The sequence below is a fragment of the Sphingobacterium sp. WOUb80 genome (assembly GCF_050058145.1).
Lineage (GTDB): Bacteria > Bacteroidota > Bacteroidia > Sphingobacteriales > Sphingobacteriaceae > Sphingobacterium.
The window spans coordinates 2,232,513-2,259,503 of the sequence record NZ_CP165617.1; the positions used below are offsets into that span (position 1 = coordinate 2,232,513).

A 26,991-nucleotide genomic window follows, 5' to 3' on the forward strand; every position below is an offset into this window, starting at 1 on the left:
TGGCTAGATGACCATTTCGATCTAAAAATAACCTTTATTAAACTCACAAATTTTAATTGTGCTCAATCTTTCATTTTGTAAGAAATGTTCGATATTGTTCGCCTTTAAACGATCTTTGCTGGCAAGTTTAAATTTTATTGTACCATAATTTAGTTTAGAAAACTCTATCCTTAATTTCTCAATTTCTAATCTATGCACTTGTTCTCCATCTGCTAAGATATTGTCCAAAAGCAATAATTTCTGACATAAAAAGTATACTTTATCTTCATCCAAAATAACATCTTTCTTAAAGGTGGATAATAATGAATCTTTAATCTTATTCCACAAAGATTCTTCATCAATAAAAATCAAATAATTCAATTTTTCAACGTTTAGTCCCAATTTATCAATGAGATAATTTGCAACTTTTTTAGGAGAAATTTGGCTTCGATAAAAATCCCTCAGATTATCAATGGGTTCCCACCTACTTCTATCTAAAGAAAGGTCAATTTGGTTCAAATAGGCATATAAAAATACTACAAAGGAATATTTAATTTTCATCTTTCTAATTCTTATATATTTACAATTTCCGCCAATTCTTATTAAAACTGACTTAGTTCCTTCTATATATTATTCCTTTTTTTTCATTGTCTTAAAAATAAACAGCAATTTGTCCAGATCTTTAGTTGATTTTGCATTGCCAAACATGTGAATCATTTCATTCCACCCCTCGCCGCTTTTACTATAGATTATGCTTTGAATTGAATAGTCTCCATTACAGTTATAGATGGTCCAGCTTACATCTTGATCAAATATTTCATTTTTCAGATGCTCCGTTTTGCAACTTTTGCTTATAGCTGGAAATTGGCTAGGATGATTACCGAAATATAGGCCTCCCGAAAAACCAGTATGATTTGTAGTGTCAGCAGGATTAAAATAGTAAACGGAAAAATCTTCTCCATTGGTTTCACCTATAGCATAATCTGTGGGTAAAGAAATAGAATACTTACTTTCCCCTAATTGCCTTTCTTCCAATGATTTTATAAAAGTGGTGTCTGCCGAGCTATGTACAGATTTATGATCATTATCTTGTCCACAGCTGGTCAATGTTAATGTCGTCAGTAGGACAATCATTGTCAATTGTATCTTCATATATTGGTTGTCTATATTAGGATTGGTAGACCTATATTTTATACTTCGTAACCGCTAGATAAGCATATGACTCACTTTTCCTGAAATTTCGTCCATATCTATACTAAACTCTATAATAACATAAGCACGAATTGCCTAAGCTTTTATAGAGTCAAAAGTAGAAGTAAACACCTGTTTTCCTTATTCTCGCTTCTTGGAACAAATAAATCAATTTTTCTAGTAGTTTTCTGGCGACTTCGTCATTCACATTTATAGCATTTAGGTAGTTCAAGCCCATCTCAAGCTGTCTTTCGTCAGTGATCGACTCGTCTTCAAAATCTTCAATGCTGCATCCTAGAATTTCATTTAAACTAGAAAAAACATTATGGTAATTTAATGTATTATACTGTTGCTCTGTCAAGACCAATTCAATTAAGTCATTCTCAGTAGCCCTATTATAGTCCAACAATTCTGCTGCTGCTTTATCCTTTGGAGCGACTATATAACGGCTTTTCATACGATAACTATTTCTATTCATCTATGTTATTAAAATTGACGAGTTTACTAGATCGCTTTAGACTTTTACCAACAACAAATCTAAATATTTATTACATCATATAAGAATCTATCTCAGATGCGATCTCATCTAAAAGATCGTCATCAATATTTGGTGGATCTATTGCTTCCAGGCCATTACCAGTACCGCCAAAAATTACCTGCAGTCCATTAATCTCAGTAATAAAGAAAAGGCCCCCATCTTTGTTGAAGGGTTTCACTAAATATCTACGCTCTCCTATATTTATCTCAAAGATATCCATTGTTATGATCTATAATAGTAGACAATACCATTTATATCTGTCTTTCTTCGTGCAATTTACTTATCTTACTATAGAAATATATGAGATTTTAATCAAAATATTATGAGTGATAATAATATATTACCATCAGAGCTCTCAACGGTATATGCTGAAGGAGTTAAAGTCATATCTGAAATTTTTGTCAAACCGTTTTTAAAGGATTTAAATCCAACGCATCTAAAGGCAAAAGGTCAATCTGAAGAATCTCTTTTGACAAGTCTAGATAAGTATATGACCCGTTTATATAAAAATGTGTCAGTCGTGAATATTATAGGTGGCAAACGTAGGGAAGTTATTTTAGATGATATCTATATTCCTCTTACGCTTAAAAATATCAATAAAACTGATAAATACATTGTTGATGAATATTGGCCCAGTTTATTTAAGAGTAATAGCAATGTCCTTATAAATGCTACTGCCGGTACGGGAAAATCTACCATCATTAAGAAATTAATTTTAAGTATCATTAGCAAGTCCTCTGGAATCCCCATATTGATTGAACTTAGGCGACTATCAAAAAAGACGATTATAAAACTAGTTTTAGAACAACTGAATCAACTTACTAGAACTTTCGATAAAGAACTACTGCTGCAAATGATAGATTATGGTAATTTCTTTTTTTTCTTTGATGGCTACGACGAAGTAGCGCTTGATGACAAAATCAAAGTGACTAATGAATTAAACGACTTTATTAGCAAAGCAAGTAATAACTATTTTGTTATCACATCAAGACCAGATAGTTCATTACAATCCTTCGGTAGCTTTTCAGAATATGGTATTCAAAAATTGAACAAAGAACAAGCTTATAATCTCATTAGAAAATATGGCTGTAATGGTCTGGTATCGAATAATCTTATTAAAAAGATTATGGAACCTCGTATAAAAAAGTATATTCGTGAATATTTGGAGACACCATTGCTTGTATCGCTTTTATATCATTCATTCGAATACAATAATGATATTCCAGATAAAAAACACCTCTTCTATCGACAAGTTTATGATTCATTATATGAAAGCCATGACTATTCAAAGGGCGGACCATTTAGACGCGAAAAGAAATCCAGATTATTAACAGATGATTTCCACCGTCTATTAAGGTGTTTCGGATTTGTTTGTTTGACATCAGAAAATAAAACAGAATTTACAAAGGATGGTCTCGTTAAAGCGCTAGCCAATTCCCTACGATTGGCTAAAAATATAACTTTAAATATTTCAGATTTTATTGACGATATCACTGTCGCTGTTCCAGTTATGATTGTAGATGGATTATACTACCAATGGTCGCACAAATCGCTTCAAGAGTATTTTGCAGCCCAGTATATTTATCATGATGTTGAAGAAAAAGATGAGATTTTATTACGGCTTGCCTTTCATGAAAACAATAGCCAATTCATTAACACTTTAGATTTATACAAATCAATAGATGAAAATTCTTTCAAACAAACTGTATTATTGAAATATCTAGAGGGTCTTAATGAAACCAATGATAAGATCAACGCTATTTTTCCGAACGAAAATACAGGGAGACGAATTTATCACTATTTTACAAAGACCGTAATAGCTTTTAGATCAAAAGACTTCTGTGCCAAAAATGCTAATAAGAATTTAGAGTCTAATATCTTGCATCAAGATATTAAGGATAAAATCAATCACATATCATTTTTTATTAATTATCCAGAAGAAGCTCATTTGAAACAAATTGATTACATCAACTTTCCGAAGTTGACGAACAAATACCATGCTTTACAGCCATTGATTGATAGTTATAACCTTTTTAAGGAGGAATTTTCTTCTAGCAGCGAGTTTTCCAAAGTCAAAATTAAATTTAACATCCCCTTTGATGAAGTTGTATGGTTTACGGAAGATATTACTTCAGAATTTAACAGTGTGGACAATTTTGACGCAGTCAGCACTATTATAAATTATTACTTAGACGGAGCCAAAAGTAGAACGCTAAATGAAAAAAGGATAAATGATTTATTAAAGTAGATTCGATTTAGTAAAAAGGGAAATACCAGATACCATCCCAGTAGGGATAAGATATTTATTAACCAATAAAGGTGTGGACCTTGTTCCCATTTTAGACAGTTTATGCAACTGGGGTAAATCGTACGCTGATGGTAAAAAGATAGTTGTTCCTGCGGACAATAATGTTATTGATTTGAGTTAGCCATGATTGAACTCAACACATTATTAGATTTTGGTTATGACAATCAAAAAAAATATCACGATAATCCGAAAAACGTCTCTCCTTACGAAGCAATCAGTTTCCGAAAATCTGAAGGGGAAATGGTTTTGGAAGCGACCTTAAATCCTGAATGTAAAGCTGCGGTGAATACTTCGGGTTCAAGTTACGGTTCTTATGCCTTTGCTGCCAAAAGAAACTCCGATGGTAAGATTGGGATGGTAACCGCTGGACATGTGATCAAACTTTTTGACAGCTAGTACTCCGCACTCAACATCTAGAAATAGATTTTTTAAAACCAAACAGGATTCGCCCCCCCGGACTCAAGGTTTTTTTATTCCTTTTATATCGTTTTTCATCGAATATCGTCCTTTATCCACTTTAATTCCCCACGTTGTATCATTGCTATATACTTTTGCACGTGATCATCGGTCAATAAGCCATTGTCTTCAAGGTGGTAATTGAACTGCTTAGTGAAGGTGTAATATTGAATACTTCCTACATAAGCATTATTGAGATAAATATGCCAAAGGCTGTATTTCTTGGCCCGAACTTCCACTACCTGGCGTTTTCCATGATGGTAATACAACTCAGGCACATCCGTATCAAAGCGAAGTATAAGGGCGTCAATGCACGCTTCCTTGATGTCATCGGCGAGTACACCGAATGCCAATTGCCACTCTCCCTGAGATTTCCTGAAAACATAAAAAGCAAGACCCAGTCTCGGACTGACGTAGCGCAATGGTCAATTTGCCTCGGTAAAATTTGATCTTTTCATCGTTTTTCCTCCTATTTAAAATTAGTAATTCACACCCGAATTCTCTATTTTTAAAATGTCCTGTTTTGCGGGGGGAGGTCAACTGTCATTGGATAAATATTTATTTTTTCGTGTAGTAATTCCAAATAGCTTTTGTTATGTCAGCAATAATTTTTTCAGTGACCTCACGTTCTTCGGTGATATCTTTTAAGTAAACAGAAAGAACGACGTGATTTCCATTTGGAAGTTTAAAAATGCCTACATCGTTCATTGCTGCTCTTAAATCATGCTCATTTCTATCTGAAATTCCAGTTCTGTGTGCTAATTCTGTTCCTTCGGGAAGCCCTGCTTTCATCCAGGTAAGGCCTCTCGAGCATTCAACCATGAGTTGATAAAGGTATTTTGTGGTGTTCTTTTTAAGAACCCGTCCTGCATAAAATTTCTCCAATAAATCGGTGGACGCTAATGGCGTTGTTGTGTTGATATAAAGATTCTCCCAAGTTCGCATTTCTTGTTCATTGACTTTTATGGTAAAATCCTTTATTCCTTGTTTATTGATAAACTTTTGGACGGTTTCCGGACCTCCAATCAAGTTTAAAAGAAGATCACACCCATTGTTATCGCTGTGCGAAACGGTATATCGTAATAGTTGGTCCAAAGTTAAATCTATATTTCCGTTCGGAAATTCGTCCCGAATTGGGCTCCACGTATCTGCGTGCAGATCTTCTTTTTTAATGAAAAATTTCTGTGATAAAGAAAGTTTCCCGTTATCAACCAAGTTTAAGGTCGCCAAAGCAATATGGAATTTAAAAATACTCATTAATGGTGCATTTAAATGTCCATTAATACTTAACGTATCTTTGTCTTCAATTCCCTTCATTGCAATACCCACTGTTGCATTTTTTGTTGAAATTATTTGATAAAGTTCTTTGCGGAGGCTATTACGCTGTTGTGCAAAAGAGTGAACTGAAAAGAAGAAAATGCAGAAAAATAATAAAAATTTGTTCATGAATAAATCTATTTTATAAGGGGCTTTTTCACTAAAAACCTGATGTTGGTCGGTAATTTAAATATGGAAATTTTCAACCCTATTATTTTAGCCATCCAACAACCGCGTTGATAAATATTTTCTGCTGGTCAACAAAAAGAAAATGTGAACAGTTTTCAACGATCATAAAGTGTTGCTTTCCTACTATATTCTCCATATTGCTTAATTGCCTGTCTGAAAATATATGGTCCTGTTTTCCATAAATTGCAAATAATTTAACCTGTTTTTTTAGATTCTTTAAAATAGGTTGTGTGTCAATGTTATTTCTAGGTTCATTTCTATAGAACACAATAGGTGCATTGTTATTTCTGATATTGGAACTAGCGAATTTACCCAGCTCAAAATGTTCACGGAGTTCATCTGCTTCAGCAGTTGGAAAAGGCATCGTAAAATAACCGTTTTTGGAAGCAAGTTCGTAACACCTTTTTCTATATTCGGCTGAATTTTTCGAAAGATTCTGCACCTCCGCAATCTGCTGAAGGCTCAGACTGTCTTTTTTCTCCGTATAATATTCTTTTGTGGTTTTTAAAATATGGTCATATGTTTCCTGCTGGGAAAACAGCCCCCCCGCAAGTATCAGCGAATTTACTCTATCAGGATTCTGTGCTGCAAAAAGCGTCCCAACCAAGCCTCCAAAGCTATGAGCTATGATATTAGCCTTTTTGAGCGAATATGTTTTATAAAGTTCATTCAGATCATTAATCGCTTCTTGATAAGTAAATGTTGCAGTGCTATCAATGGAGCGACCTTCACCACGTCTGTCGTAAACGATGACATAAAATCCTTTGCTTGCTAACTTTTCAGCGGTCGTCCCCTCAAAAAGTGTTGAATTTCCACTCGGTCCGCCGTGAATAAATATGATCACAGGATCTTTACGCTGTCCATAAGATTTTGAATAAATGGTACGCCCGGTCTGTGCATTTGCGATTAATGATAGTAAACAGCAGATCAATAAAAATATTTTTCTCATAGAAGCGACTTACCTTAAAAGCGTACTTTGTTTTATAATGTCCCTGATTTTCTGCTCGTAAAAATAGGCGATGTCAAAATTTTCATTACCCACATTCTCCATAATGACAATGCTCGTGTTAGTTTTCGGATAATACAGGTTTACAGCTGTAAAACCTTCCGCTGGGTGAAAGCCAGTATGTCCAATTTCATAAATATCAGCCTTGTCATTTATTCGTAAACCATATGCATAACCAATGGGTTCGTCACCAAAAATCGGATGTACAGCGGTGATTACGTAATCAGTCATCATTTTATAGGTTTCAGGCTTCAAAACTTTCCCCCTGTGCAAGCATTCGTTCCAAAGAGCTAAGTCAGGCGCAGTAACAATTAGATGACTTCCATAGTAGTGGGGCGCATCAAATCCGGATTTTTCCTTAAGGACGAAACTCCTGTCGCTTTTGATCGTGTGCCCTTTCACTAAAAATTTACTATTTGTTTCGTTGGGGTAATAACTACCGTTCATTTTGCACTCTTTAAACAATTCAGCAACAAGTTTTTCAAATTTTTCACCACTCTGCTTCTCCAGGACCAGTCCCGCCACATAATATCCTATGTTTGAATAACTAAAAGCAGAACCCGGTTTAAACTTCAGGGGTTCGTCCATATTGTCACTATTCAATCCCGAAGTATTGTTTAACAACTGATGAACAGTAACGGTATCCGCCCAGGCATATTTAAAATCTGGCAGATATTTGCGAATAGGTACCTGCAGATCGATCGTACCCTGTTCTACCTGCCGTAAAATAAGGGCCGCTGTAAATTGTTTGGCAATGGACATTGTAGAAAAAAGGTCCTTGATTTTTAGAGGTGTTCTCTTATCAAAATCGGCAAATCCATAGGTTTTTGCATATTTTAATTTTCCGTTCTGCTGGATATAAACCACTCCGTTAAAATCTCTGGGATTTCGGTTTTTTAATAAATTGTCAATTTTTTCTACGTAATCCGCTTTCTTTTGTGCAGAAGAATAATGAGGAATAAATAGTATTGTTAATACAAATATGGTGAGTTTAAAAACCTGGTTCATTTATGTTTGCAATAATTTGATGTGATTTTCAGTTTATGTTCATTACTGATTAAAATTGCGATCTTCACTCCATATCTCTAGCTGATGGCAGTCGATCAGTCAACTTCAGAAAGGACTTTTAATGACTTGTTCAGAGGAACAGTATCGCGTGGAGCAAAAATAGAACAGATAGGTTAATATACCAATTCTTTTTCTAAATAATTCGACATTATTTTCCAATTGCTTTACCAGGTTCATAATCATAATACTAGGCACAAACCTCTGACTCCCTTTCCTGAGATTTTGTCGATATCTACACTTAGCCCTATAATAGCGTCAGCACGACCGATGAACACATGCGCCAGAGTCCTCAAAAGTTACGGCAGGTAATATTTTTTTGGGGCCTCACCTGACCCTATGTCCGTAAAAAGGGTGTAATCTTTCCCCGATTCAAACTTTATTTTTACCTTATTAGTCTGCACCTGGGCATTCCAGCTCCAACTATTTTGCCACAAAACGATACTACATAGTCCAAAGGCTCCATTTTGATTTAACTGCAGAAGGGCTAATTTGATTGACTTTCTGATAAAACACATGGAAATTCTTATTCCAAATCGTATAATTATGCGTAAATCTGAAGACAATTTTATTATTATCTTTTGTCTGGAGGATGACTAGCCAAACATGATGATTCGTTATTATTACAGAAGTCTTACTCAACTCCACTATATCTGTAAGCGGAAAAACCACCTTTCTATTATGCTTAGTATTGATCGCATAAAAATTCACATCATCAAAATACAAATCTTCATCACTAACCAGGTTATCCTCCAACCCCAGCAGAATCGGCCGTGAGGATATTTTTCTTAGTTCACCCATCGTTAAATCTGCAGAACTTTGATCAATGATCTGGTTATTATCGGGTTTAAACCCAGCAGCGTATTTTCTGTAAAGTACAATAGACAACAGAATAAATATGACTAAACCAGCGATCAGTATAAGATATAAATACATCCTTCTATCTATTAAACTAAACTTTTTCTTTATGTGAAACATCTGAATAGCTCCAAAGATATGCAACCTCACAATTTTATTGCCAAAACTAAATGATCAAAATATTCTACCTGTTTTTGGCTGCTCTTCACATTTCCTGAACTCTGTTTTAGCGCAGAGGGCCTAGGATTTTGAGCATATGAAGTAAACCTAAAAAGAATACCGAATTTACGTAAAATTTAGATTACAATTTCAAATTATTATCAGGGAATTGCACAACTAAACTACTACAATCTATTAAACTTCAAAATGTTATATATTTTAGTTGTACTAAAATATGACGGATATGAGAAAAGTAATCGGGGCAATCAATATTTATAGGGTCAAAAATGTCCGAACGAATAGTCATGAGGTTTCGAATCAAGATGGTCAAGGGTATCAAAGTATCGATTTGAGTTCCTTTAAAAATATACGAACATGAGGTTATTGAATTAATAGACGGAAGCTAAAAAAGAACTTACAGTAGAAGTAAAATGCTCAGGCTGGTCTAAATGAACTGAATGACCGGCATATGGAATTTGTTCGATCTCCATTAGTGTATTAAGAGATTGCAGCTCTTTGGCAACATTGCAAGAAACTATTCCTTTATCGCCAAACACAAGCAAGCTAGGAACAGAAACTTTTCCCATTAATTCCTTATAATCAGGATTTGGAGGAATAAGCACATCAAATGCCTGTATACACGTCTGAAGTCTTGCTTGAGCAAATATTTCCAATAGCTCAGTGGACCTCTGGGGACGTCGCCTCCTTCCTTCAGATATTACTTCCTCCATCGACATTTCCAAAACTTTCAGATGCTGCTGAGCTACATCGCTGTTATAAACTTGGTACTGAACATCAAGTTCAATAAACGTTGGATCGGAAAGTACCAATGTGTGGAGCAGGTCTGCTCTAAGGCTTGCTACTAAGGCAGCAGTCATTCCCCCCATAGAATGCCCTAATAATATTACCGGTGGCAGCCGGAGTGCTTCAATGAAGCCGATAATGTCGTTTGCATGATCGTTATAGGTGTACCCGAAATCTGGTTTACCTGATTTTCCATGTCCCCTTGCATCGGGCATTATTACATCATAATCTTGCTCTAATCGCCTTGCTAGATCCATCCAACAAAGACCACTTGTCATAAGTCCGTGTAATAATATGATAGGAGGTTTGGTACCTCCTGTCCTTGTAAAGTGTATATCTATATTATTTGTACGGCAGTATGAAGAATTCCAATTTTTCATATTAAAAGTTAAACTAAGAAATATAGATCCTTTTTCTCAATCACACAGAATCATCTTTTCTGAATAACAATCCCTCCGAACCTGGCTTCTCGGGCAACAAACGCCTTGCCATCGATGTAGCATATATATTCGCAATGGGTATTATCTTCAGAAATAATTTCACCAGCGGTATTCTTGCAGATAACTTTTAATCCACCTGAAAGATCAATATTATAAAACTCAACAAACAGTCCATCTTCGTTATACTTATCTTTGGAAAGGCAAGTCGAGCAGATTGCTTTTGGATATCTTGGATTATTTGCTATCATAGCCTTGCAGTTGGAGCAGTATTGTTTTATCTCTCCTGCTTTGAGATCTGTGGGATTTAATTTTTGGCAGGCATAATGTCTATCCAGCAGATTTATTCTTTTATTCTGATTAAATGCGACCGATTCGGACGAAGAAACAAGCGTACCCGCTTCTGCATCGTACAACTTTTCTGAAATAAAGTCATTGTCTCGTTGTTCATCATGTATTCTTTGCGATATCAGGCATAGCTTACCGTCATCGCTGATCGTCTCGCTCACTTTATAATTAAAAAGTGTCCGATATACGTAAGGGATGAGTATCTTGGCCTTTACGGGGTCAATGATAAATTGTCTGACATCTAACTGCTTCACCGAGCCTTGATGCGGGACATCTTTTTCTTTTGTAGTCGTGACAACAAGAAGCTTGGATTCATAATCGATAAAGGACTGCAAAATCTCCCATCCTTTATCAGGGATCAGTTCAAAATCACCATGATTGGATTTCCGCTTTTTAAAAAAAGTGCTTCTGAGAATTTTCATGTCAGTAATTACTGTCAGCTAAGGTAAAAAAATTAAATAGATCTTTGAGTAAATAAGTATTATCCACTATCACAATACATTCCCAGGTTATACATTCCTAGTTTTTAAGAGGATAAGAAATGATTTCAACATCATTTTCGATATGTGCGCCAAAAGGTCTGAGTGCTTTACCTGTCAAGACATTCTGAATCGCATAGGTATTTTCAAAATGTAGCTTTTTTTTTGATGTCTTTCCGCACCCTAAAACATATTGCCACGATAAAGACGAGTAAGACAAGCCTCGATAAAATGATTGATATACCCCTGTTTTTTAATTCTTTGGCCAGGTGTTTGGTGATCCAGATAAGGTATAATTTAGATAACCCATAAGCACGATCAGGCTTATAATTTTTAACCGATTGAAAATCATTAAAATCGGGCTTACCTCCTCGTCTATGCATTGCGGAATACATATTGATAATCCTTGCGGATTGACTTTTTGCTAAGTGATCAAGTAAGTGGGCTTTACATTAGCTGAAATTAGAAACTTATTGGAATGCTGGAGATTTCAAAATGTTCAGGGCATTTGTAAATATGATATTCCGCTCAAAGAGAAGCTGAACCTGATATTTGCAAGAATAGATAAAATGATCAAAATTATAGGCCTTAAATTATGGACAATTAAGTAAATTACATGAATAATAAATTATACGAAATGAAAGTCACAGACAGACAGAGCTTCATCAAATTTCTTGATTTGTTGCGCCTGGATTTGCTACAACATCCTGAAACTTGGGAAAACAAAACCTTACCTGATTTTCTGGAAGCTTTGGCGACATATACAGAAGATATCCAAGGGTATTATGATAATACAAATGCAAACGTGGATGCTGAAAAAGCTTCGTGGTCAACATTTGCTGATATTTTCAAGGGAGCTAAAATTTATGAGTAATATGAAGCATAAACTTCGATTTTCTCATGTTCGCATATTTCCAACGAACATTTACTTAAGTATACATACCAACACTACAGAATAATATATGAACGTAAAGCTTAGTGTTAATAGAGATTTGAATGCAAACGACATTCTGCAACTTTACCAAGCTAATAAATGGAGCGCAGCCGAAAAACCAGAACTACTGATTAAAGCACTCGTAAATTCGCATTCTTTGGTCACGGCATGGGATGGTACAACATTAGTAGGCCTCGGAAATGCTATTTCCGATGGGTATCTCGTGGTTTATTATCCGCATCTACTGGTGCTACCCTCCTATCAAGGCAAAGGGGTTGGTCATTTGATTATGGATAAAATGCAAGAGATTTATAAGGATTTTCATATGCAGATGCTTACTGCTGACGGTAAAGCCATAGACTTTTATAAAAAGAATGGTTTTGAACGAGCTGGTCAAACAGAGCCTATGTGGATCTATTCTGGCGGTGATCATTAAAATGGAGGAAATCACAAAGTTCGAGCAAATATTGTCAGCAATAATGGCATGATACAAACATTACAAATATCATATAGTGATTCCTTGTTAAATTCTACTTCACAAATTAAGAGGAATTGGATTTACTATTTTTTTACGGGCAAACTAGCCGAATATAAGAGATTAAAAAAACTTAAACGTGTTGATTATTGGTGGGTAGAAATTGACGATATAAATAATTCAATTACAAGGAAGATTCCCTTTGATGTTTTTAAAAATCCAATAAGGGGATTGAGGGACGCAGAATTACATTTAAACTCCATTCAACCCATAAAGGACATAGATAGGGAGTTGTTTAACGATATGTGGAGTATATATGACAATTTCAATTTCAACAAACTTGAGCAAATCATTTCCAAATACTTGAAAAACTGGAAAAGCAAGGACAAATTTAATCCGCCCGTGTTTCCTTCGATAATAATTGACTTAAAATATCCCAAAGATATTATTGAATTGGAAACGATTGAAGAATTAGTAGACCAAGTTGATTTCATTGGATATGAATGGTCTGAATCAGAACGATTGATTGATTCGACAGGAAACATGTACAGCACTGAATACCTAAATTTTGGACATCCGGTTGGCGTTGTACTACCGAACAAAATTGATGGAAGTATAACGAACGAAGAACTACTCCTTTTAATAGGGAATAACAAACTGAACTTTAAAATTATTGATTAAACATCCTATGCTAAAAATAACAGATATTAATCAAGGAGACTTGTTAACATTCAAAGCCGCTGACAATAAATTTAAAGTGTTGCTTTGTACGAGTACGCGCAAGAACAAAAGTCCGCAATATTTTACTTTCGCGGCATTGACCTACGACAGTTTCGACAAGCCTACTACTTCAAACATTAATGATATCGAATTCTTTGGAATAGGAAATAGAAAGTGTGACTACTTCAAATATTCTGATGATGAACTTAAAAAGATGTGGTCAATTCATCCTGAGACTGAACCATACTTTTTAGGTTCTTACGGATTTTTAATTTTCCGAAAAGACTTTATGAAGTTTCGAGACAATTTTGAAGTTATTGGTAATTTAAATATTATTGACTACCTCGACAAAAACGGGAATGGTAGTATGAATATAAGTGACTGGGAATTAATTAAGGACTTTTTCGCAAATAGAATTAATTCCGTTATGCCGGCCAGAGAACAGAAAACCTTTAAGATCTGTGCAATGATTAAAGATTGAGGAGGACAGCTGGTAGAGCGACCGACAAAGAAACCTACATATATCGCTAAAGACAGTAGTACCGATGACTAGATTGGCTGCTATGGATCATGAGATCGTGAAATCTCCCTCCCTTCGATGGAATTGGTCGTGGTATGCTAAATTAATATGTTTACAGCTATTAAAAAACGAAGATGCTATTGAATTTCTGAAAAAGCATACTATCCTAAGGAGTATATCCGCAAATAAAATTTCGTGTTAAATCTGGTATATTTCCCAAATCACGCCACCCAATACCAATTTGACAAGTGTGCCATCTTCAACAAGTGTATGTAGCACCTCATGTAATTCCGACTCCTCCAATTTACCTATTCCATAAGTTTTATTGGTTAAAATAAATTCGCTCATTTTCCATAAAGAAAACTTTATGGGATATTCATTGGTTGGCATAAAATCAAATTCACATACTATTCCGTCTTTCTCTAAACGGCAGCCCGCACCATGAAACTGGTAATTGAATCCACCAATTTGTCCCGAGCGATTTCGACTGCTCTTTTGTTCAAATTCATCCATATTTGGAGAAAACTGATATTTGAAGTCGTTTATGAAAGTGACATAATCGTTCAATACTTTTCTTATTACTAGATTAATCATATTGCATCAAGATACAAATTAGATATGTAAATTAGTTGCTTAGTTATATATATTAATACAATGGGATTTTTTTGGATTCACAAGTTATCATTTATGTGTATTGTATCGATAAGCATCTTATCGCAAGCTGTCGGTCAGTCCCTTGTTTTGGATGACTCAATCGCGGATATTCCTCCTCACATGATTGAAGTATTTCCTGAGCCACCTTATGGTACAAACGGATTTAAAAATTGGATTGTTAAAAATTATAAGATACCAACTGCTGCCAAGAAAGCAAAAGTAAACGGCAAACTGATTATCAATTTTACGATTGAGAAAGATGGCCGGCTAAGTAATTTTCAGATAACCAAAGATATTGGTTATCATACAGGTGAAGCATTAATTGAATTAATTAGAAAATCTAGTCCCTGGAAACCGGGATATCAAGATGGACGTGCTGTAAAATGCGGATACACCTACCCGCTGAGGTTTGACGCTGGTAATCTAGCATTAGAAAATAACAAAAGAAAAACTAAATAATAGCGAATATGTTTCCCACAGATCATGAATTCATTATGGTTTACGCACTGTACATACTCCTATTTTGCTATATCAGCTATAGGTTTGTAATTGGTGGTAGAGGTGAAAAAGTTCAACTGATATGTATTGTGTCCATTAGCCTTGCACTTAATATTTTTCTCTATATAGATCCCGCGAATTTTCAAGGTGGAGCATCATTAGTTGTGCTATTCTACTCATTAATTATTTGGGCATGTACTACTCTGATAATATTTGTAAATCGCATTTTTTCAAGTTGGAAAAAGAAAGTTTAGACATTATAATTATGAAAAAAGAAATACAAAATTACATTATACAGCATTATCTTCATTTGATATCTTCAAAAGAGAAACTTGCTTATAAACATGCACATTCACTTTTAAAAATAGATCAAAATGAAGATATTGATAAAATAAAGAGAGTTTACTTTAAAGCTGGATGGCTGACCAAAGACGAAAATGCACTAAGTTTATTGAACAACGGCCTAGAGAAATTTAATGAAGATACCGCAACGCTTATCATGCGTAATCATGCTTCTGAAATATTTTTTAATTACTGTCCCAATTGTGGTAAGCTAGCCAGAACTCCAACAGCAAAACAATGTCGTTTTTGTTATTGCGACTGGCACTGAAATGACTTCTTGTGCCTTTCAGCCGGATTTTATAAATTCAACGCATAAGCCATAGCATGAAACAGTTCATAAAACTATCCCAAATTTCTGCCCTTACCATCCTTGTGGTTGGGTGCAAAGATCCATCTCCCACAAAGACAATGGATTTTGGTCTATTTACGCTTGAAGCTCCTTATAAATGGCAGCAGGTCAAACAAAACGGAATAGACAGTTATGTAGGCGCTATTGCTGTAGATAAAAGAGATACGCTTTACTTTGATATGGGCATGTATTCAAATACGGTAATATAGATAATGAAGAGAATTAACGGTCCCCTATTTGTACATCTCAGCTTTATGGCTTTAACATTTTATGCATTATTAACAGACGGTGATTGGCTGAGGTATTTTACGGGGAGTTTAAATTTTAACCTGATTATTTTTGGATTGCAAGTTGCAGGACTTATTTATGCGGGATACCTGCAGGCGCAAAGAAATAGAAAAATATTCACCGTATTCCGCCCAACATTGATTGGACTATTGATGCTAATATCTTGTATACTCATTACGGGAAACTATCAGTTTAATACCAATATAGATATCACCATTTTATGCCTGGTTCCTGAGGCCTATTACATAGCATATGATGTTTTAATAGCTCATCTCATCAAGAGAATCCCGCTCCCATTGAATATAAATTGGCAATTTCAAGCGAAATGCATTTATATTATTCTCTCAGCCATATTTCCCGTGGTCGGATATGCTGTCTTTACATTGAAAAGATTACCTTCAACACGTAAATAAGAATTTATGGAAGATAATTGTGATAAATATGGCCTTTCAAGTGCTATGGGGCCAAAATTAAGGGAACTAGTGCAAATCCAGCTTGCTGATGAACTAAATAGTTTGTTAGGTATGAGCTTTAAATTTGATTTTCACTGGTCAGAATCCTGCATAGAAGGGCATGATGGAATGTTTCTGGATGGTAGCCTAGAAAATTACTCGGGTATTATATTGACCGACAAACAAGCATCAATTAAAGCCAATGGTTGGATGGACTTTATTCAGGAAGGGAGTTTCTTCCTCGCTTGTTGGGATCAAATAACAGTTTGGCAGAATAATAATGAGATATTTTCAAAAGATTTTGGAATTTCCAGCTTCGCCTTTGATTTAGTTCATGAGGAATTGCGTTGGCATCTGAAAGAAGCCAGAAAACACTAAAGAAATGGAAAATTTAAACGAAAGAGTTTGATATGCTTGTTATGGTTCCACCGAAGGTTTCGAGAAATTGGAACGGAGGTATTAACTTTATCAGAACTACATTTACTCCTACTGCGTTTACTTATGGACGAATATATTTAATAACTTTATCTTAAGATGATTTTATACCCCGCCAGTTTTACCACATAATAGCAATGAGACAATTAATTACGGCTATAAAACAAAAGCACGAGAAAGATGGAATTGACATCTATCCTGGAGCAATGCTCTCGGAGATTGATACCTTTGAGCAAAAAATTGGATTTCCTTTGCCCGATGAGTTTAGAAGATTTTATCTCTTATGTAATGGTTTCGGTTGTAATGAAGATATTTTCAATATTATACCACTTGATGGAATAATGGAGTACTCAGACAACTATGGGGATAATTGGTTTTATTTTTCAGAATATATGATTAATTCAGATATATGGGGATTAAGGTATTTAGGAGATTGCCGATATGAAATATTTAATGCAACGCACCCTAAAATTGCATTGACGTCGTCCCTCACAGAGTTTTTGCAGCGTTTTTTAAAAGGGAATGTCTTCGACCCCGGAGGATTATATCAGTGGCATCGAGAGTTGGGTATTACATCCTAAAATTCCATCGATATCGACACTAAGCCCAATAATAGCAAGCACGAATTGCCTGTGCACGCTGCTTGAGCGCTTCGGTAACACGCTTGTACATCTCCTGCATCTGCTTCTCATAGGTGGTAGAGTGGCCACCAAAAAAATCTACATAGCTCGCTCCTCTATCGCTAAAGATATTGGTACCGGATGACAACATTGGCTGCTATGGGAAGTTTGGAATTGGTCATGGTATGCTGAATTAATATGTTTACAGATATTAACTTTCAAGATGATTACAAACTAGAAGGCTAGGGTATGGGTCAGTTCTACTTTATATGGAAACAGAGTCCAATATAAGGGACATAGCTGAACTCCGTAATTTATTTGCACATTTAGTGGAACAGTCCCCCAATAGCGAAACTTAGAGATTTTCGACCTCTTCGACTGAAAGTCCTGTGCCTTTAGCAATATCCTCTACAGGCAGCCCCATTTCCTTAAATGCTTTAGCAGTCTCAAGAGCTTTTTTGCGTTCCCCTTCTGCTAGACCTTCCGCTTTACCTTCTGCCTTACCTTCTGCTAGACCTTCCGCTTTACCTTCCGCTAGACCTTTAGCATGTCCTAAAGCTTCTCCGGATTTCTTGGCCGAATTGAACACACTCTCAGCATCGCGCTTATGTTTTAAACTTGCTTCGTATGACATTAGTTCCTCCTCCGTTAATTTACCTATCTCTCCTATCTCAAAGATAAGACCAAATATTCTTTTATCCAAAAATGATGGCAATCTATCCATGGTACTCAAGTGTTTAAGTAAGTACAACCATTGATCCATAACTGTCTTTAGTTCTTCTGGCTGTTTATTAAACAAGGGAAGCGAAATCATCTTATATCCCAATTTATCATAGAATATTTCCTTGGTCAATTTGTCACACAGCGCCACATCATAAAAATAAGGACGCTCTGTCACACGGGACATATTAGAACTTCCATTTCCATCCATGTTAAACTCCAGAATACCGATAAAGTAAACCTCTGGTAGGTAATAATCGTCCCCTTTCTTACCTCGCGCTAATTGTTTATTGATGAGACGTGAGGTATAATACACCGCGCGATCCTTAAAAAATTCTTGAAAGAGCTGCTGCATCTCAATGATGAAAACTTCACCATCGCTGCCGATACAGTGTAAATCAAATACAACACGACGCATTTCCTCATAATCACCATCATGTTCTACAGGTTTATATCTTAGATCCGAAATTATCTTCTCTCCATGAAATAGACTATTGAGAAACTCAATCAGTAAGATCTTGTTGTCCTCTCTACCAAAGTAAAATTTCCAACCGAAATCGGTACGTGGATCTACATATTTACCCAAGTGCTTTTTTGATCTAGCCATAATATTTATTAATTGGTTTTCCATCAAATATACAATATTAAATAAATAAAAAACTAAAATAATTAGCAAAAAAGTTGTGATCAGTTAAAAGATTTACGAAATTCCATAGGAGAAATATTAGTTTTAGCCTTGAACAGCTTATTGAATGATTGGGAATGTTCAAAACCCAGCTCATAAGCGATCTCGCTGATGCTAAGTTCAGTTGTAGAAAGTCTCTCTTTGGCTTTTTCAATTACTTTCTCGTGGATGATCTGCTGGGTGGTTTGTCCTGTCAGCGATTTGAGCATGCCCCGCATATACTGTGTCGACATATTTAGTTTCTCCGAGAGTAACTGTACCGTAGGTATCCCATTCTGTATAATATCTTTTCCTTCAAAATATTCGTTAAGAAATATTTCCAGCTTTTCTAAAAATTGATGACTAGCTTTCTTACGTGTGATAAACTGGCGCTGATAAAACCGCTGGGAATAATTAAACAGGGTCTCCAATTGAGAGATTATTATATTTTGGCTGAACTGGTCAATATTGCTGTGATATTCCTGCTTGATGTTTTCAATGATCTGCAGCATTTTGAGTTCCTCGTCTTCTGATAGAAACAGGGCTTCATTCACAGAATAATCGAAAAATTCATATCTTTTGACAGATGCTGCCAGTGGCGTATTCCAGAGAAAATCCGGATGGATCATTAGCATCCATCCGGAAGGATTCTTTCCTTTCTCTTCCCGTATCACACTTAACACCTGATGCGGTGCCATGCAGAACATCACTCCTTGGTCAAAATCATAATCCTTCTGCCCATATCTGTACTTGTGGTCCATATCCCGTTTTACAGAAATCGTATAAAAGTCGAACAGCAAGTTTTGTTTTCCAATTACGGACGGTACTTTCATATCTTCAAAATTGATTACGCTGATCAGCGGATGCTTTGGTACCGGCAATCCCCGAAGTTTATGAAACTCAGAAATGGTCTTTAGTCTTATCGGTTTATTATCGGACATGGCTTTACAGAATTTTGTGTTTATGTGGATTATAATAAAAATACAAATTACTGAAGATCAGAAAAGTAATAGGAACCTTTTAAATCTTCCAGTAAAGTAGGATGAACAGGACTCCAGTCCAGTGATTCCCTTGTCTGCACACTCGAGCTTTGGTTGTCAAGTTTTGCAAAATGTGTAAACCAGGAAAAGTGTTGTTCAGCTTGTTCTGGCTTCAGTGAAACTAGCGGGATGTTGAGACGTTCGGCAATTTCATTTGCCACTGTTTTAAGCTGAATTCCTTCCTCAGCTACAGCATGATATCTGGTTCCTTTTTCAAACGGTTTTTCAAGAGCCAAGCGGTACAGTCTTGCTGCGTCAAAGCGGTGAACAGCTGGCCAATGGTTATTTCCATCTTCAATGATGGCCGATACGCCTTTTTCCTTTGCAATTCTAATAAAGAGTGGTACAAATCCGATTTTATCCCCTTCTCCATGCACGGAAGGAGATAATCTGATCACCGCAACATTTACGCCTTTATTAACCTGATCGTCTGCGGCATTTTCGGTAGCAATCCTTGGATGCGGGTAGTTAACAACGCGGTCTTTCTCCATTGTAAATCCATCTTTTGAAAACAGCGCGGTTCCGGAGGTAATGAGAAAAGGTTTTTCAGTTCCAGCCAGAGCATCTCCAAGCGCTCCAATTACTTCACTGTCTAGGATACACATTTCTTGAAAACGACTAAAATCGTGAACAAACCCTAAATGGATCACAGCATCAGAAAGTCGGGCTCCTGACTTTAAGCTTTCAAAATCTGTCAGGTTTCCATAGTGGGCTTCCGCACCTGCCTCAACTAATTTCTTTGCAGATTCTTCTGATCTTGCCAGTCCTAGAACCTCGTGACCTGCTTCTAATAATTCCTGTACTACGGCTGTTCCAACAAAACCTGTAGCTCCTGTAATAAATACTTTCATATCTTAAATCTTTTATGAAGCAAAGTTCAGACTTGGCGAATTCACAAATGTAGCCAAAAGTGACTATGTTGTAGCCGGAATAAAACCAGGCTTTGAAATTTCTATCAATATATAGCTTTGCAACTAAGCTACTCAATTTGTTGACCGGACATTTTGATCATATTGGCTGTCTGGGTTCAAAACCAATGACTATGCAATTTACCAATAGATGAACTATACAGACAAGTAAATTGAACCGTAGAAGAAAGCAATCTAGTTATTAAATCAAGACCTTTGTGTAGTAACATTAAATCAATCAAATGTCAGAAATCACTAAAATTCAATTGGGTAAAAACGGTCCCGCGGTTTCAAGGCTCTAGAAAAATTTATGCTGAGCAATTTTCATTTCAATATCCCTATCGAAAAGTTTGCACAACTTACAGGGAGAAGCCTTTCAGGCTATAAGAGAGATTTTCAGAAGACCTTCAATATGCCGCCACAGAAGTGGTTTTGTAAGTATTGTAAAATGAGGGTATTTCAAAGTCCAATACTGTAGCTGATGTTATATTTAAGTTGTCCATATGAAAATATAATTTAGTTTTATTAATCATAGTTACAAGACCATTGAGGAACAAAAAATTACTATAGCTAGCTATTTTCCATTCTAAATATTCGTTTTAAATTCACTTGTCTAAAACATATGTAAATGCCAACACGCTCATTGACGCCTAAATAAACGTCAAGAAGAAAATCATTTTTGTTTTCTGCCGATGTTGCTTTAGCTTATACGCTTATCTTCTCAACAACTTCTGTTTGTGAAATAAGGGAACTTGGTACGTCGGTGATAATATGGCAATGAAAGTACCGCAATTCTTTAAATCCTTTTCATATTATAATAGATTATATCTTGCTAAACTTTATTTTTGAATAATAGTTTTTCACCATAAAAAAATTAAAATTTTATATGATATTTTGTTAGATTGAAGCCTTACCGCTTTTCAAACATTGAATAAATATAATAGTACAACGGTCATATATGAAAACAGAAACCCAAGAAAAATTTGACAGAATCATAAAAGAAAGCTTTATTAAAATCTTAAAACCGCTTGGTTTTAAAAAGAAGGCCAACAATTTTTATCTGCCGCTTGAGAAAATCGGTCACATCATAAATATTCAAAAAAGTTATTATAGCACTAAAGACGATATCCGTTTCACTATAAACGTTGGAATATTTTCGCCCGAGTATTGGCTAGCGTGCTTTAACTTTCATAACAAAGGCGTACCGGCATATCCCACCGAACCTGAATGTATGATAAGAAAAAGAATTAGCTACATGAGGGGCCTACCCGATATTTGGTATAATATAACAACGATGACAGATGTTGAAGAACTAATTGCCGAAATGAAATACAATATTTCAAGCTTTATTTTACCTTTTTTTGAAAAATTAAACACTGAACAAAAGCTTATCAACGAACTGGAAACATCCGAGGAAACCTTACTCAACGTCGCCGCTAAAATAACGTTTTTCGGCGAGCTAAAGCTCCTGGATAAAGCCAGAGCCGAATACAGGAAAATATCAAAAGAAAATTGTAATCGATATCAAATAGCGAACCTCAAAGAATATGCAGAAAAGAAGGGTTTAATTTAGTTTACGATCAACTAGGACTAATCGCTACTTACCCATTTATAGTCATAGATCCTTCTATTTTAAAATATTGATTTTGATATTCTTAAAATCATCTATATTATAGGGTAATGGCTTTTTATATAATTTTGAGCTAATAAGAGTTATTGCGCTGACAATATCCGCTAAAAATGGTTAGGGCAGTTAAGGGGAAAAACTTAAATTAGACTTCAATATAAATTACTAACTAATGCACAATTCAAATATATTCTCACAGAAAGAAGCCATCTATATCGATGGAAGGGACAAGACCAACGATATCCAGTCCTATTCTTTCGTAGGGGAGAAATGTATTGTGGCATTTAAAAGCAGTAATAAAAAATATACGTACAATAAAGATAAAGTTCAGGTCATCAAATCGGCTTTGCAGAGCAAAAAAGCGGAAACAACATTCAATTATCTAAAAACAATTGCAGATGCTGTAGGGCTTAAGTCTGATGATGGAAAAAATATTCTTGAAGATAGCTATAATAGAATATCATTTATCCCAGAATATGCTATCCTATCGAACTATCTAAATGAAACACAGCCACAAGATTGTATCCCCTTCTCTCCCATTGAAATCTTTCCTTTTGGATTCAACCTCAGTCAACAAGAGGCTGTAAATAATGCCTTTGCCAACCCACTGAGTGTTATCGAGGGCCCTCCGGGTACCGGTAAAACGCAGACGATCCTCAATATTATTGCCAACGCTGTTATGCATGGTCAAAGTGTAGCTGTGGTGTCAAGCAATAACTCGGCAACGAAAAATGTGTATGAAAAATTGCATAAGAATGGTCTCTCTTTTATCGCTGCTTTACTGGGAAGCAACCATAATAAAAGAGAATTTATAGAATCGCAATCGGACATTCCTGACCTATCCGAGTTTCAGTTAACGGAGAAGCAGCTGACTAAGTTAAAACAGCAGAATAGTGAGCTCCTGTTACAGCTCACCGAAAAACTAGCACAGAAGAACGAGCTAGCCGCCCTAAAGCTCTTAATAGAAAATATAAAGACAGAACAGCAGCATTTTCTGAATACGGTGAAATCAATAGCAGAATTTAAACTGAATAGTAACCTCTCATCAGATCGGCTATTGACACTCTGGAATTCAGTCACCGATCTGGAGCATACTGGCAAACAGTTTAACTGGTGGAAGAAACTAGTCTATCGCTTCAGGTACCGCATCAAAGATAAGGACTTTTATACCCTATCGCATTGGGACATGATCAGGATCGCTCAGTCGGCTTATTACCGAACAAAGATTGCGGAACTGGCATCTCGTATCGGATCATTGGAAAAGGCTTTACATAACTTCTCCTTTGATGCAAAGATGCGTGAGTATACGGAAATCGCGATGCGGCTTTTTAAAAATGTGCTTTACAACAGGTATCAGCACAAGGATCGTCCGATATATCAGGAGGCCGATCTGCGTGGTAAGTCCACAAGTTTCATTGAAGACTATCCCGTCATCATGAGTACCACCTATTCGCTGCGAAGATGCCTGGCTGAGCATACCGTCTATGACTATGTGATCATTGATGAATCTTCACAGGTGGATATGGCAACGGGTGCATTGGCCCTGTCATGCGCCAAACGTGCCGTTATTGTCGGTGATCTCAAGCAGCTGCCGAATGTAGTGGATGCCACAATGGCCCAAAAAACAGATGCGATCTTTCATGCATTCAAGCTGTCTGATCCTTATCATTATGCGAAAAACAGTTTACTCGCATCCATCACACAGTTATTCCCTGGTATCCATAAAACACTTCTGAAAGAACATTACCGTTGCCATCCAAAGATTATTGAATTCTGTAACCGTAAATTCTACAACGATCAGCTCATTATCCTATCTGAGCCAACATCAGAGCGTGAACCGCTCCTGGTCTATCGTACAGTGGCCGGTAACCATGCGCGGGCACGGATGAATCAGCGACAGATCGATGTTATCCTACAGGAGATTATTCCACAACAGCAGCTTGCTTCGGTTGATCTGGGTATTGTGACACCTTATCGTAATCAGACAAATGCTTTGCAGGGTACTTTTGCGGGTACGGAAATTATAGCTGACACGGTTGATAAATTTCAGGGCAGAGAAAATGATGTGATTATTCTATCGACGGTCGACAATGAAATCTCCGAGTTTACGGATAACCCTAACCGACTAAATGTTGCAATCTCGCGCGCTAAAGACCAGCTGATCTTGTTGGTACATGGCAACGATTCTGAAAATGAAAGTAATATTGCAGATCTGATCCGTTATATTGAATACAATAACTTCACGATCATACAAAGTAAGCTGCATTCGATCTTTGATTACCTATACAAAGGTTATGAGGAAAAACGGCGCAGGATCTTGTCCCAGAAGCGTATAAAATCGATATTTGATAGTGAAAACCTAATGTATACGCTGGTGCGTTCGGTATTATCTGATGACAGGTTTTCTAAATATGATGTACTCCTCCACTTTCCATTGCGGAGCCTGATTGACGACTACTCACTCTTGACGCCTGCGGAAGCAAAGTATGCAAGCCATCACAAGACGCACCTGGATTTTCTGATCTACAACAAGCTTGGAAAGAATCCGGTCCTGGCGATCGAAGTGGATGGTTATGCCTATCACGCCGCCGAAGGCAAACAATCGGAACGCGACATAATGAAAGATGCCATACTGGAAAAGTATGGTCTACCACTACTCCGATTTTCTACTACGGGTAGCGGTGAGCGGGAAAGGCTGGCAAGGAAACTGGGTGACCTGTCTGCTCCTAAGCAATAGATAAGTTTCCCCCTATTATGGCTAGTAAATGTGATATCATTTCACATTAGCTCGCTCCTATCTCGCTAAAGACAGTGGTGCCGATTACAACGTTGGCAGCTATTGGATCATTATATCGTGAAATCTCCCTCCCTTCGATGGAATTGGTCGTGGTCACTATCATGGCATGCGACTTTTCAATCGGGCAAGGTTAATATTCAAGCCTAATATACATTATTTATGCTGAATTAATAGGTTTACAGCTATTAACTTTCAAGTTTAGTACAAACTGTAAGGCTAAGGTATGAGCTTAAAAGCGGGATTAGTTACGGGAAACCGTAGTCATTCCTTTCACATGTTCACATATTTACGAACGAAGAACATTGACTTCTAACAAGCGACTTGGTAAAACAGCGCTACTTTCGTATCTTGCGATACAACTACGCGACTTCGCCAATACGTAATCCACGACCAGCAAAACTAAAAGACAGAAAACTTAAACTATGACCTACGATTTTTTCGCTGACAAAGCCGATAAATTGGAAATTCTTGACTTCATTTTCAAGGACACTGACTTGCACGTTTACGACTCGTATTCACCATACGGGCAAGGGATTTGCCAATACAAAACTGTTAACGAAATATCATCAAAGTTTGACCTTGACAATGGAGACAAATTTGCTGTTACTTTTCAACTTTGGACACCAAGACATAAAGGTAAACCCATATTCAAAAAAATTGACCTTAACCCCAAATATTGTAAAGGTCACACCTTTCGATATTCGACAGAAGGTTGGGGACTTATTCAATTATATTTCGGTGGACTAAAGAACAGCGAACTTAATCAATCTCACATCGGACATTTTAATGAAAACGGAGCACTGAAAAACGAAAGCTCAACTACATTCAACGGAAAAGTAAATGCTTGGGACTGGACAGAAATTCAAGCGACATCAAGAAAATTAAAATATCAAATTCATAATAAACTGGCAACAAAAAGAATTGGAAGCTTCGGTATCTTATCGGGCGCGGACCAACTTGAAACACAAGGAATAAAGTTAAGATGAGATAAGATTACTGTTCAAGATTGGATAATAGAAAGAAAAACTATGACCGCCGCGCCGTTACCTATAAACTATCGAACAACACCTTCAGGCCTCTATAAAGCTATTAAGGCAAAGAAAGACGCTGGAGTCGCTGGTGCAACAACAAATCCGATTAAAGTTCAATCCAACACAGGATGTAATTAATATGAAAAAAATAATTAAGTATTTAGTCCCTATACTTCTAATAATAGTAGTATTTAATTTGAATCCATTGAGAACGCTTTGTGATTGGCTCGTAGATACATACCATTACAAATTTGCAAATAGCTCCGGTGACTTCTATATAAGAGCAACTAGCGCTGAAAACTTCGAAGGGATAGAGGAGAGTTGGCATGCATATTTGAAAAAGGGCAATGTAAAATCTAACAATACTACGTTATACCGATTGTTTCCGATGAATCCTTTTGCTTTTTGGAGATATTACAATTATTTCAACCCTATTTATAAACTACCTTATAAAAATATAGAAGAAATACCCAAACTGAAATCTGATTAGCATAAACTATTGAATAATAAGGATTAGCAACAATTGAATCTAGGTCAGATTTTACTGAACTAAAGGTGAAAATAAAAACTTATATGTTGAATGAAACCATTTTGAAATTTGTACGCTTTGGTATTGTTGGCACGATAAGTTTTTTGGATCTGAATAGTCAACCCAAATCGGAAAATTTAAAGCTAAGAGTTTATTCAGGCGATAAAACATATTTAATTTTGTTTATAATCATTTGGGATGATAAATCTTTGAAACAAGATAAAAATCCATATTCGTGGCACTTATAAAAAGCC

General features: G+C 36.1%; 33 protein-coding genes and 1 pseudogene. 17 read left to right on the plus strand and 17 right to left on the minus strand.

Annotated elements, in window-relative coordinates:
• Positions 1 to 21 precede the first annotated feature (21 nt).
• The 4 genes from AB1Z56_RS09260 to AB1Z56_RS09275 all read right to left on the minus strand — a co-directional run bounded on the left by AB1Z56_RS09260 (position 22) and on the right by AB1Z56_RS09275 (position 1,928).
• Positions 22 to 540: a hypothetical protein gene (locus tag AB1Z56_RS09260; RefSeq protein ID WP_426791841.1), complete on the minus strand. Its 519-nt coding sequence runs from the start codon at positions 538 to 540 to the stop codon at positions 22 to 24.
• 69 nt (positions 541 to 609) lie between these two features.
• Positions 610 to 1,131: a hypothetical protein gene (locus AB1Z56_RS09265; protein ID WP_426791842.1), complete on the minus strand. Its 522-nt coding sequence runs from the start codon at positions 1,129 to 1,131 to the stop codon at positions 610 to 612.
• Between the two features lie 151 nt (positions 1,132 to 1,282).
• A complete protein-coding gene (locus tag AB1Z56_RS09270) occupies positions 1,283 to 1,648 on the minus strand; it encodes a hypothetical protein (protein WP_426791843.1) in 366 nt (121 codons plus the stop codon).
• Between the two features lie 70 nt (positions 1,649 to 1,718).
• Positions 1,719 to 1,928, minus strand: coding sequence for a hypothetical protein (locus AB1Z56_RS09275; RefSeq protein ID WP_426791844.1), 210 nt, complete (start codon positions 1,926 to 1,928; stop codon positions 1,719 to 1,721).
• 102 nt (positions 1,929 to 2,030) lie between these two features.
• Between AB1Z56_RS09275 and AB1Z56_RS09280 the strand changes: the two genes are divergently transcribed.
• The 3 genes and pseudogenes from AB1Z56_RS09280 (at position 2,031) to AB1Z56_RS09290 (ending at position 4,412) form a co-directional block, all read left to right on the plus strand.
• A complete protein-coding gene (locus AB1Z56_RS09280; RefSeq protein ID WP_426791845.1) occupies positions 2,031 to 3,956 on the plus strand; it encodes an NACHT domain-containing protein in 1,926 nt (641 codons plus the stop codon).
• A gap of 19 nt (positions 3,957 to 3,975) precedes the next feature.
• Positions 3,976 to 4,137: pseudogene (locus tag AB1Z56_RS09285) on the plus strand (winged helix-turn-helix transcriptional regulator); the annotation flags it as partial.
• A 2-nt stretch (positions 4,138 to 4,139) separates the two neighbouring features.
• Positions 4,140 to 4,412, plus strand: coding sequence for a hypothetical protein (locus AB1Z56_RS09290; protein WP_426791846.1), 273 nt, complete (start codon positions 4,140 to 4,142; stop codon positions 4,410 to 4,412).
• Between the two features lie 95 nt (positions 4,413 to 4,507).
• On the opposite strand, the gene AB1Z56_RS09295 is transcribed toward AB1Z56_RS09290, so the two are convergent.
• The 5 genes from AB1Z56_RS09295 to AB1Z56_RS09315 all read right to left on the minus strand — a co-directional run bounded on the left by AB1Z56_RS09295 (position 4,508) and on the right by AB1Z56_RS09315 (position 8,985).
• Entirely contained in the window at positions 4,508 to 4,894 is a 387-nt protein-coding gene (locus AB1Z56_RS09295; protein ID WP_426791847.1) for a hypothetical protein, read from the minus strand.
• Positions 4,895 to 5,030: 136 nt separating this feature from the next.
• Positions 5,031 to 5,918 carry a class A beta-lactamase, subclass A2 gene (bla, locus tag AB1Z56_RS09300; RefSeq protein WP_309360135.1) on the minus strand — a complete coding sequence of 296 codons (888 nt, stop codon included), beginning with the start codon at positions 5,916 to 5,918 and terminating at the stop codon, positions 5,031 to 5,033.
• Between the two features lie 82 nt (positions 5,919 to 6,000).
• Positions 6,001 to 6,927 carry an alpha/beta fold hydrolase gene (locus AB1Z56_RS09305; RefSeq protein ID WP_309360133.1) on the minus strand — a complete coding sequence of 309 codons (927 nt, stop codon included), beginning with the start codon at positions 6,925 to 6,927 and terminating at the stop codon, positions 6,001 to 6,003.
• Positions 6,928 to 6,936: 9 nt separating this feature from the next.
• The gene (locus tag AB1Z56_RS09310; RefSeq protein WP_426791848.1) at positions 6,937 to 7,992 is read right to left on the minus strand and encodes a serine hydrolase domain-containing protein; all 1,056 of its coding nucleotides are present in this window, start codon (positions 7,990 to 7,992) and stop codon (positions 6,937 to 6,939) included.
• A gap of 501 nt (positions 7,993 to 8,493) precedes the next feature.
• A complete protein-coding gene (locus AB1Z56_RS09315) occupies positions 8,494 to 8,985 on the minus strand; it encodes a hypothetical protein (protein ID WP_309360129.1) in 492 nt (163 codons plus the stop codon).
• A 325-nt stretch (positions 8,986 to 9,310) separates the two neighbouring features.
• Between AB1Z56_RS09315 and AB1Z56_RS09320 the strand changes: the two genes are divergently transcribed.
• Positions 9,311 to 9,445 (plus strand): hypothetical protein, encoded by a 135-nt coding sequence (locus tag AB1Z56_RS09320; protein ID WP_426791849.1) that lies wholly within the window; start codon positions 9,311 to 9,313, stop codon positions 9,443 to 9,445.
• A gap of 10 nt (positions 9,446 to 9,455) precedes the next feature.
• Here the strand turns inward: AB1Z56_RS09320 and AB1Z56_RS09325 are convergent, their stop codons facing one another.
• Entirely contained in the window at positions 9,456 to 10,250 is a 795-nt protein-coding gene (locus AB1Z56_RS09325; RefSeq protein WP_309360127.1) for an alpha/beta fold hydrolase, read from the minus strand.
• A gap of 50 nt (positions 10,251 to 10,300) precedes the next feature.
• Positions 10,301 to 11,077 carry a hypothetical protein gene (locus tag AB1Z56_RS09330; RefSeq protein ID WP_309360125.1) on the minus strand — a complete coding sequence of 259 codons (777 nt, stop codon included), beginning with the start codon at positions 11,075 to 11,077 and terminating at the stop codon, positions 10,301 to 10,303.
• 673 nt (positions 11,078 to 11,750) lie between these two features.
• Between AB1Z56_RS09330 and AB1Z56_RS09335 the strand changes: the two genes are divergently transcribed.
• The 4 genes from AB1Z56_RS09335 to AB1Z56_RS09350 all read left to right on the plus strand — a co-directional run bounded on the left by AB1Z56_RS09335 (position 11,751) and on the right by AB1Z56_RS09350 (position 13,744).
• A complete protein-coding gene (locus AB1Z56_RS09335; protein ID WP_426791850.1) occupies positions 11,751 to 12,008 on the plus strand; it encodes a DUF7660 family protein in 258 nt (85 codons plus the stop codon).
• 88 nt (positions 12,009 to 12,096) lie between these two features.
• Entirely contained in the window at positions 12,097 to 12,504 is a 408-nt protein-coding gene (locus AB1Z56_RS09340; protein ID WP_309360123.1) for a GNAT family N-acetyltransferase, read from the plus strand.
• Positions 12,505 to 12,552: 48 nt separating this feature from the next.
• On the plus strand, positions 12,553 to 13,224 hold the full coding sequence (locus AB1Z56_RS09345; RefSeq protein WP_426791851.1) for a hypothetical protein: 672 nt from the start codon (positions 12,553 to 12,555) through the stop codon (positions 13,222 to 13,224).
• 7 nt (positions 13,225 to 13,231) lie between these two features.
• On the plus strand, positions 13,232 to 13,744 hold the full coding sequence (locus AB1Z56_RS09350; RefSeq protein ID WP_426791852.1) for a hypothetical protein: 513 nt from the start codon (positions 13,232 to 13,234) through the stop codon (positions 13,742 to 13,744).
• 237 nt (positions 13,745 to 13,981) lie between these two features.
• Here the strand turns inward: AB1Z56_RS09350 and AB1Z56_RS09355 are convergent, their stop codons facing one another.
• Positions 13,982 to 14,377, minus strand: a complete 396-nt coding sequence (locus tag AB1Z56_RS09355; RefSeq protein WP_426791853.1) for a DUF6896 domain-containing protein — start codon at positions 14,375 to 14,377, stop codon at positions 13,982 to 13,984.
• Between the two features lie 180 nt (positions 14,378 to 14,557).
• Between AB1Z56_RS09355 and AB1Z56_RS09360 the strand changes: the two genes are divergently transcribed.
• The 6 genes from AB1Z56_RS09360 to AB1Z56_RS09385 all read left to right on the plus strand — a co-directional run bounded on the left by AB1Z56_RS09360 (position 14,558) and on the right by AB1Z56_RS09385 (position 17,382).
• A complete protein-coding gene (locus AB1Z56_RS09360; protein WP_309360117.1) occupies positions 14,558 to 14,896 on the plus strand; it encodes an energy transducer TonB in 339 nt (112 codons plus the stop codon).
• Positions 14,897 to 15,200: 304 nt separating this feature from the next.
• Positions 15,201 to 15,545, plus strand: coding sequence for a hypothetical protein (locus tag AB1Z56_RS09365; protein ID WP_426791854.1), 345 nt, complete (start codon positions 15,201 to 15,203; stop codon positions 15,543 to 15,545).
• Between the two features lie 56 nt (positions 15,546 to 15,601).
• The gene (locus tag AB1Z56_RS09370; RefSeq protein ID WP_426791855.1) at positions 15,602 to 15,835 is read left to right on the plus strand and encodes a hypothetical protein; all 234 of its coding nucleotides are present in this window, start codon (positions 15,602 to 15,604) and stop codon (positions 15,833 to 15,835) included.
• 3 nt (positions 15,836 to 15,838) lie between these two features.
• Positions 15,839 to 16,327, plus strand: coding sequence for a hypothetical protein (locus AB1Z56_RS09375; protein ID WP_426791856.1), 489 nt, complete (start codon positions 15,839 to 15,841; stop codon positions 16,325 to 16,327).
• A 6-nt stretch (positions 16,328 to 16,333) separates the two neighbouring features.
• The gene (locus tag AB1Z56_RS09380; protein ID WP_426791857.1) at positions 16,334 to 16,744 is read left to right on the plus strand and encodes a hypothetical protein; all 411 of its coding nucleotides are present in this window, start codon (positions 16,334 to 16,336) and stop codon (positions 16,742 to 16,744) included.
• 194 nt (positions 16,745 to 16,938) lie between these two features.
• Positions 16,939 to 17,382 carry an SMI1/KNR4 family protein gene (locus AB1Z56_RS09385; RefSeq protein ID WP_426791858.1) on the plus strand — a complete coding sequence of 148 codons (444 nt, stop codon included), beginning with the start codon at positions 16,939 to 16,941 and terminating at the stop codon, positions 17,380 to 17,382.
• 19 nt (positions 17,383 to 17,401) lie between these two features.
• Here AB1Z56_RS09385 and AB1Z56_RS09390 read toward each other — a convergent pair whose 3' ends face one another.
• The 4 genes from AB1Z56_RS09390 to AB1Z56_RS09405 all read right to left on the minus strand — a co-directional run bounded on the left by AB1Z56_RS09390 (position 17,402) and on the right by AB1Z56_RS09405 (position 20,696).
• On the minus strand, positions 17,402 to 17,572 hold the full coding sequence (locus AB1Z56_RS09390; protein ID WP_426791859.1) for a heavy metal-binding domain-containing protein: 171 nt from the start codon (positions 17,570 to 17,572) through the stop codon (positions 17,402 to 17,404).
• Between the two features lie 204 nt (positions 17,573 to 17,776).
• Positions 17,777 to 18,748, minus strand: a complete 972-nt coding sequence (locus tag AB1Z56_RS09395; RefSeq protein ID WP_426791860.1) for an Rpn family recombination-promoting nuclease/putative transposase — start codon at positions 18,746 to 18,748, stop codon at positions 17,777 to 17,779.
• Between the two features lie 80 nt (positions 18,749 to 18,828).
• Complete coding sequence (locus tag AB1Z56_RS09400; protein ID WP_313265327.1) at positions 18,829 to 19,746, minus strand: helix-turn-helix domain-containing protein; 918 nt, start codon at positions 19,744 to 19,746, stop codon at positions 18,829 to 18,831.
• A gap of 47 nt (positions 19,747 to 19,793) precedes the next feature.
• Positions 19,794 to 20,696: an SDR family oxidoreductase gene (locus tag AB1Z56_RS09405; RefSeq protein WP_426791861.1), complete on the minus strand. Its 903-nt coding sequence runs from the start codon at positions 20,694 to 20,696 to the stop codon at positions 19,794 to 19,796.
• 1,015 nt (positions 20,697 to 21,711) lie between these two features.
• Here AB1Z56_RS09405 and AB1Z56_RS09410 point away from each other — a divergent pair.
• Together AB1Z56_RS09410 and AB1Z56_RS09415 are read left to right on the plus strand one after the other, a co-directional pair.
• The gene (locus AB1Z56_RS09410; RefSeq protein WP_426791862.1) at positions 21,712 to 22,326 is read left to right on the plus strand and encodes a DUF4304 domain-containing protein; all 615 of its coding nucleotides are present in this window, start codon (positions 21,712 to 21,714) and stop codon (positions 22,324 to 22,326) included.
• 226 nt (positions 22,327 to 22,552) lie between these two features.
• Positions 22,553 to 25,117 (plus strand): AAA domain-containing protein, encoded by a 2,565-nt coding sequence (locus AB1Z56_RS09415; protein WP_426791863.1) that lies wholly within the window; start codon positions 22,553 to 22,555, stop codon positions 25,115 to 25,117.
• Between the two features lie 46 nt (positions 25,118 to 25,163).
• On the opposite strand, the gene AB1Z56_RS09420 is transcribed toward AB1Z56_RS09415, so the two are convergent.
• A complete protein-coding gene (locus AB1Z56_RS09420; RefSeq protein WP_426791864.1) occupies positions 25,164 to 25,280 on the minus strand; it encodes a heavy metal-binding domain-containing protein in 117 nt (38 codons plus the stop codon).
• 319 nt (positions 25,281 to 25,599) lie between these two features.
• Between AB1Z56_RS09420 and AB1Z56_RS09425 the strand changes: the two genes are divergently transcribed.
• Positions 25,600 to 26,163: a hypothetical protein gene (locus AB1Z56_RS09425; RefSeq protein WP_426791865.1), complete on the plus strand. Its 564-nt coding sequence runs from the start codon at positions 25,600 to 25,602 to the stop codon at positions 26,161 to 26,163.
• The last annotated feature ends 828 nt before the right edge of the window (positions 26,164 to 26,991 follow it).